A 6,740-nucleotide genomic window follows, 5' to 3' on the forward strand; every position below is an offset into this window, starting at 1 on the left:
CGCCAGCGCAAGGACATCCGCATCATGATCGACATGGACGCTCTTTCAGGAGCCGTCGGGATCATGGCCTCCTCGGCCGGATCCTGGGGCTGGATCGTTCCCGGCCTCATCGTTGGGCTCATCTTCAGCGCCATTCCCGGCGTTTCCATCACCATGGCCATGGCGGTCGTCCTGCCCATGTCCCTCTACATGGACTTCTTCCCCGCGATCGTCTTTCTGACGTCGGTCTACACGGGCGCCGGCTTCGGCGGATCGGTCCCGGCGATCCTCATGAACATTCCAGGCTCGCCTTCGTCATACGCCACGACCTTCGACGGATACGCCATGTCGAAGAAGGGCGAGCACAACGAGGCGCTCGGCTACGCGCTCTTCGCCTCGACGATCTGCGGCATCTTCGGATACCTCCTGCTTCTCGTCGTGGTGGAGCCGCTGGCCAACGTCGTCCTCATGATCGGACCGCTCGAGATGTTCGCCGTAGCGGTCTGGGGCATGCTGCTGATCGGCTCGCTCGGCTCGAAATACATCACGCGCGGCCTCTTCGCCGCCGCCTTCGGCCTGCTTCTTGGTGGCATCGGCATGAACACGGCCGGCTTCGTGCGCGGCACGATGGGCATGCCGAGCCTTCTCGACGGCATCTCCCCGATCCCCGCCATGATCGGCCTACTCGCCTCCGGACAGCTCCTGTCGCTGACGGGTAAGGATTACATCATCGAATCGGAGGGCTCGCGCGAGGTCTCTCTGCGTCGCATCCTCAAAGGCTGCTGGAACACGTTCCGCCATCCGGGCGTCCTCGTGCGCGGATCGATCATCGGCATCGTGATCGGTGCGGTGCCGGGGGTCGGGTCCTCGCTCGGCAACCTGATCGCCTATGCCGAGACCAAGCGCACCTCCAAGGACCCGTCGAGCTTCGGCAAGGGCAACCCGAAGGGCGTCATCGCGGCGGAATCGGCAGTCGCGAGTTCCGAGGGCGGCTCGATGGCCACGATGCTGGCGCTCGGCATTCCCGGCGGCGGAGCGACGGCGATCCTGCTCGCGGCCTTCATGATGCACAACATCGTGCCGGGTCCGCAGTTCATCGAGACGCAGAAGGACATGGTCTACGCGATCATCCTGAACAACATCGTCCAGGCGATCGTGCTCCTCGTCGTCGGCATCGGCTTCATCTACGCCGTGTCCAACATCGTGCGGGTGCGCACCCGGTTCATCCTGCCGGCGATCCTCGTCATCGCGACGATGGGCACCTATGCCGTGGAAGGCTCGATCTCCGGTCCGATCACCCTCTTTGTCTTCTCGCTGATCGGCTTCCTGCTCGTGAAGTTCGACTATCCCGTCGCTGCGGTCGTCGTTGGCCTTCTCCTCGGCAGCATGCTGGAAACCGAGTTCCTGCGCTCCTACCAGCTTTCCGGCGGCGATCCGACCTATCTGTTCGAGCGCCCCGGGGCGATGGCGATCTTCGCCATCATGATCTTCTCGATGGCGATGACGGCCTGGGGGAAGCGCAAGCAGGCCCTGGCCGAGGAAGCAGAGACCGCCGCCATGGAGGCGCTGTCGCGCCAGGCGGACGTGCCGGAGCGTCAAGTCGATCTGGACGGACGGGCAATCGGCCGTACTTGACGGTGAAATGCGTCGACTGTTTTGATTGAGTCTTGATGGCAGCCCGGCTCGAGTTCATTGGAGCCGGGCTGCCGTCATTGCGCGTCGGAGGACGAAAATTTTGCTTTCCGGTAGATCTCGACAACAGCCGTGCCCTCGTCGGCATGCTTCAGCACGAATGCGATCTGCGCCTCGGTGAACTCCGACTTCTGCATGAATCTTTCGGTCCTGACCCGGACTCTGGCCCAAGTGTCATGAGAGTTCTCGGGCTCTTCTTGGTCCTGACCCGTGAAGCTGGTCCGGGCGGAGTGAGAATTTTCGGGCACGATTCCTCAAGGAGAGGAGAGACCGGATTCCTAAGAAGCGGTTCACGAACGAACAGATCGCCTTTGCCCTGCGGCAGCCGGAGACCGGCACTCTGGTTGGCGAAATCTGCCGGAAGATGGGCGTTGCGAAAGCGACGTTCTAGCTATGGAAGAAGGTTTACGCCGGGAGGACCGGCTGCGCGGGCGTGGACCTTCGTCGTAAAGCCGCCGCGGCTTCGACCAAAGCCCTGCGAACAGGTCCCCCTTTTAGCGCCTGCGGCCTTCGAATGGCCGCGAACGGTGGTGGAGGCGATCATGTGCTGCCAGTCGTCGGTCAGCCCCAGCTCGACCAGCGTTTCCAACAGAGCGTCCTAGATGCCCTGTTCGGCCCAGCGGCGAAACCGGACGTAGACCGAGTTCCACTTTCCGTAGCGCTCAGCATGTCGCGCCACGGGCAGCCGGCCCGCAGGACAAACAGCATGCCGTCCAGGAACTGACGGTTGTCGTGGGACGGGCGAGCCTTGCGACCTCGCTCGCTCAGCAAAAGCACACCGGTCACCGACCATTCGGCGTCCGTCAGGTCGCCTCGCGCTAAAGCTGCCTCCAAAAGGCAGCCTTGAATCAGACCTCAGCCCATCCGTGAACCCACTATGTCAACAGGACTTAGGTGTTTGGTCCCAGCATGTCGTGGCGCGGCATGCTGGCGCCAAACACCTAGGCTGCCGCGCCTGCGTTGAGCGTGGGAAACTCCCGTGCCATGTGGTCGATGAGCGCACGTACGGCGGGCGGCAGTCCGCGCCGGGTGGTGAAGACCAAGTGGACGATGCCGTCCCGGCTTCGCCAGTTTGCGAAGACGCGGACGAGCTTGCCGGCCGCCACATATGACGCACAGGCGTGATCGGGCAGAAGGGCGACGCCCAGCCCGTCTGCCGCGGCATCGCACAGGGCAGCATAATCGGCGCAGGTCATGCGGGGCTCGTGCCGCATCACGTGCGTCGTGCCATCTTCACCCTCCAGCGTCCACGTCGTCTCGCCAACGTCGTCGCTTGTGCCGAGCGTTGGCAGCGCCGCGAGGTCCGCGATGTCGCGGCCGAGAGCGCTCGCGATCCGTGGGCTAGCGACGAGGATCCAGCGCGAGCGCCCGAGCGAGCGCATGGTCAGGGAGGCATCGCTTGTCAAAGCGTGGCGGACGCGGAGCGCGAGGTCCACCCGCTCCTCGATCAAATCGACGGCGCGATCCGTTACGACGAGCTGGAGCCGGACGTTCGGGAAGCGTTGAAGGAACCGTCGCGCGATGGCGGACACGACCTTCACGAGATTGGGCGGGCAACTCATCCGGATCAGCCCATGCGGCTCGCCCTGCGCTTCGGCGACCAAGGCCTCGGCACGCTCGGCCTCCAGCATCATGGCACGACATCGCTCGTAGAATGTCTGACCGACCTCGGTCACGCGAAAGCGGCGGCTGGACCGTTCGATCAGGCGCACACCGAGCCGGGCCTCCAGCGCAGCGATCCGCCGGCTCAGCTTCGACTTGGGTTCGCGCAGGGCCCGGCCTGCTGCGGTGTAGTCGCCATGAGCGACCACCTCGGCAAAGTAGACGTAGTCGTTGAGATCGTGGCGCATCATCGTTCTCCGAATGGAACGCTATGTGCCACAATTGCCGTCTGTCGGCATCATCGTTGACGGCTCATCTCTTTCGGCAGCGGTGCACGGGGCGTCGAGCGAAGGAAAGCGACGATGACGAACAGGTTCCAGAACAAGGTCGTGGTGGTGACGGGTGCAACGAGTGGTATCGGGCTCGCTGCCGCCAAGGCGTTCTCGCAGGAAGGCGCGTCCGTCTTCATCACCGGTCGCCGCCAGGAAACGTTGGACGCGGCTGTGAAGGAGATCGGCGGGCGTGTCACGGGGGTGCGCGGCGACATGGCGAAGCTTGCCGACATCGATCGGCTCTACGACGCCATCCAGCAGCAGCATGATCAGATCGACGTCATCTATGCCAATGCAGGCGGTGGCGAGTTCGCGCCCCTCGGTGCGATCACCGAAGAGCAGTTCGACGCAACCTTCGACACCAACGTGAAGGGTACGCTCTTCACCGTGCAGAAGGCTCTGCCGCTCCTGAAGGACGGGGCATCGGTGGTGCTGACGGGGTCGACCGCCGGCAGCGAGGGAACGCCGGCCTTCAGCGTCTATTCCGCAAGCAAGGCTGCGGTGCGTAACTTCGCCCGCAACTGGATCCTCGATCTGAAGGACCGCCGCATTCGAGTCAACGTCGTCAGCCCCGGCGCAACGCGCACCCCGGGCCTTGTTGGGCTGGCAGGAGAGGACGCTGGCAAGCAACGCGAACTCCTCGATTTCCTCGGCACGCGCATTCCCCTTGGCCGCGTCGGCGAAGCGCAGGAGATCGCCAACGCGGTCCTGTTCCTAGCATCCGACGAGGCAAGCTTCGTCAACGGCGTCGAGTTCTTCGTCGATGGCGGCCAGGCGCAGGTCTGACAGGGCGGAAAGACGTCGCTGCCTTGGTTGCAGAGCGACATCGGGCAGCGATGTCGCTTCGAAGAGCCATCAGCTCCTATCGAACCGTTCCATGCCCTGCATCATACAGGCGCCTTCCCCGGAATCGGACGCTCAGAAGCAAGCCGGACGTCCCTACGCCGCCTTCTCTTCCTCAATCGTGAGATCGCGCAGCAGACCATGGACCTGATCGCCGTTGAGGCGGGCTATGTCGAAGCCGCTGGAGGGGCCGATACCTGCAAAACGCTCCGAATCGACATCGGACAGACCGACAAAGCCCATTGCCCAGTTCGGGAAGCTGCGACCGGCGATCGGATCGAGGGCGAGCAACGAGACGTCGCCATGCCGCTCGTCCTGCTGGATCCGCTCGAAGGCCGCTTCAATCGTATCGAGAGGGCCTTCCAGGACCTGTGCGAAGCAGCCGGCATTAAACAGAAGCGCTCCGGTGATCCCATCCCGGCCGTTGTTCGCCCTGCTTTTCGCGAGGATGTCGTCGATGTCGGCGGCAAACGCGGCGGCGTCTCCGGAGATGTGGTTGCGGCTGTAGTAGACGAGCCGATGCAGGGTCTCAGTCATCAGGAGTTTCCTTTCCAGGCTTGGGGAGGCTCGCTTAGGAACGATGCGACGCGGTTTGCCGGCATCGGCCGCCCAGTCAGGTAGCCCTGGACATGGGTGCACCGCTCGTCTCGGATGCGGGCGAGTTGCTCGGCCGTCTCGACGCCCTCGGCCGTGATCGCCATGCCAAGGCTGGCGCCGAGACCCGCGACGGCGCGCAGGATGGCTTCGTTGTCAGCATTGGCATTGGCGACGAAGGAGCGATCAATCTTGATCTTGTTGAACGGGAACTTCTGAAGATAACTGAGGGACGAGTACCCGGTGCCGAAGTCATCCATCGAGATCTTCACCCCGATGTCCCGCAGGGCGGCGAGCGTCTCCAGAACGTTGTCCGTGTCATCGAGCAAAGCGCCTTCGGTGATCTCGAGCTCCAGTCGATGGGCCGGCAGGCCCGACTTGCCAAGGGCGGAGGCGACCGTTTCGAGCAGCGTGTCCGCCTTGAACTGGAGAGGCGAGACGTTCACCGCGACGATGAGGTCCCCCGGCCAGGACGCAGCCTCCATACAGGCAGTTCGCAGCACCCATTCTCCGATCTTGACGATCAGGCCGTTCTCTTCGGCAAGTGGGATAAATTCGAGTGGCGGCACATTACCCTTTACCGGGTGCTTCCAGCGGAGAAGCGCCTCGAACCCGATACAGGTATCGGTCGCCAGATCGAGGAAAGGCTGGAAGTTCAGCTCGAACTGCCTCAGCGCAAGCGCACGGCGCAGGTCGATCTCCATTTCCCGACGCCGCTGCAGGAGCTCGTCCATTCCGGCCTCGAACAGCCGGTATCGGCCCCGACCGGCGCGCTTGGCCTCGTAGAGCGCCAGGTCGCCGTTGCGCAGCATATCGCGGGCCTGGGTGACATCGCCCTGGAGGACAACGCCGACGCTTGCGCCGATGTTGATGGTGTGGCCGCTCAGGACGTAGGTTCGCCCCACGAGATCCACAATGCGAGCGGCCAGCTTCTCGGCATCGGCGGCCTCGCGGACGCCGTGCTGGAGGACGACGAACTCGTCGCCTGCCAGACGCGCGACGATGTCGCCCTTCCGGCAAGCGTTGACAAGACGATCGGCGACCTTCTTCAACAGGAGGTCGCCGATCCCATGGCCCAGCGTATCGTTGATGATCTTGAAGCGATCGAGGTCGATGCAGTGAACCGCGACTGACGACCCGCCGCCGGTTGCTATGGCACCCGTCAGCTGTGACATGAACATGCTGCGTTTGGGGAGCCCCGTCAGATCGTCGAGGTCCGTCGCGACCGGAGGTCTACCCTGTTCGCTGGATGGTCGAAGATCGACGACGTACCTGCCGTCACCGAGCGGAGCCAGAAGCGCGTCGAAACTTGCGTCCTGCTTCGTTGTCACGATCATCGGCGACCTCTGAGCCGCCTCCGACGAGGGTAGTGCGAACCCGGCCAAGAGATCGCGGATGTTCAGCCCGAGAATCCAACCGCCGAAAGAAGCCTCGGCCGCAGCGTTGGCGTAGGTCACGCTTCCGTCCGCACCCGTCGCGAGCACCGGATGAGGAAGATTCTGAAGAATGCACTCCAGTGCAGGGGCATCGAGCGGATGACCTGCTGCCGTCGACTTCAAGGGATCGGGAACGTTCATGGCGGCGTCCGCATCATGGCAAGGCAGATCGACCTTCGCATGCAAAGGTTAGCAAGTCAGAAGCGGCTATTCCGAATGCCCCGTCTCGCAATCGCTGCGTGTGCCAGCGGTTAGCGATGTG

General features: G+C 63.5%; 6 protein-coding genes and 1 pseudogene. 3 read left to right on the forward strand and 4 right to left on the reverse strand.

Translation table 11 applies throughout. From position 1 onward, the window contains the following. Positions 1–24 precede the first annotated feature (24 nt). Together O5O54_RS13465 and O5O54_RS13470 are read left to right on the forward strand one after the other, a co-directional pair. Positions 25–1,614 (forward strand): tripartite tricarboxylate transporter permease, encoded by a 1,590-nt coding sequence (locus tag O5O54_RS13465; RefSeq protein ID WP_279482320.1) that lies wholly within the window; start codon positions 25–27, stop codon positions 1,612–1,614. Positions 1,615–1,945: 331 nt separating this feature from the next. Beyond that, positions 1,946–2,059: pseudogene (locus O5O54_RS13470) on the forward strand (transposase); the annotation flags it as partial. A gap of 173 nt (positions 2,060–2,232) precedes the next feature. On the opposite strand, the gene O5O54_RS13475 reads toward O5O54_RS13470, so the two are convergent. Both O5O54_RS13475 and O5O54_RS13480 read right to left on the reverse strand, forming a co-directional pair. After that, on the reverse strand, positions 2,233–2,457 hold the full coding sequence (locus tag O5O54_RS13475) for a transposase (protein WP_347814886.1): 225 nt from the start codon (positions 2,455–2,457) through the stop codon (positions 2,233–2,235). Between the two features lie 155 nt (positions 2,458–2,612). Further along, on the reverse strand, positions 2,613–3,524 hold the full coding sequence (locus tag O5O54_RS13480) for a LysR substrate-binding domain-containing protein (protein WP_279482321.1): 912 nt from the start codon (positions 3,522–3,524) through the stop codon (positions 2,613–2,615). Between the two features lie 111 nt (positions 3,525–3,635). On the opposite strand from O5O54_RS13480, the gene O5O54_RS13485 reads away from it, so the two are divergent. Continuing rightward, positions 3,636–4,391 carry an SDR family NAD(P)-dependent oxidoreductase gene (locus tag O5O54_RS13485; protein WP_279482322.1) on the forward strand — a complete coding sequence of 252 codons (756 nt, stop codon included), beginning with the start codon at positions 3,636–3,638 and terminating at the stop codon, positions 4,389–4,391. A gap of 153 nt (positions 4,392–4,544) precedes the next feature. Here O5O54_RS13485 and O5O54_RS13490 read toward each other — a convergent pair whose 3' ends face one another. Both O5O54_RS13490 and O5O54_RS13495 read right to left on the reverse strand, forming a co-directional pair. Next, on the reverse strand, positions 4,545–4,985 hold the full coding sequence (locus tag O5O54_RS13490) for a BLUF domain-containing protein (RefSeq protein ID WP_279482323.1): 441 nt from the start codon (positions 4,983–4,985) through the stop codon (positions 4,545–4,547). Beyond that, on the reverse strand, positions 4,985–6,499 hold the full coding sequence (locus O5O54_RS13495; protein ID WP_279482324.1) for a bifunctional diguanylate cyclase/phosphodiesterase: 1,515 nt from the start codon (positions 6,497–6,499) through the stop codon (positions 4,985–4,987). Before O5O54_RS13495 ends, O5O54_RS13490 begins: the two co-directional genes overlap by 1 nt. Positions 6,500–6,740: the final 241 nt, after the last annotated feature.

It is taken from the genome of Aureimonas sp. SK2 (assembly GCF_029813115.1).
Lineage (GTDB): Bacteria > Pseudomonadota > Alphaproteobacteria > Rhizobiales > Rhizobiaceae > Aureimonas.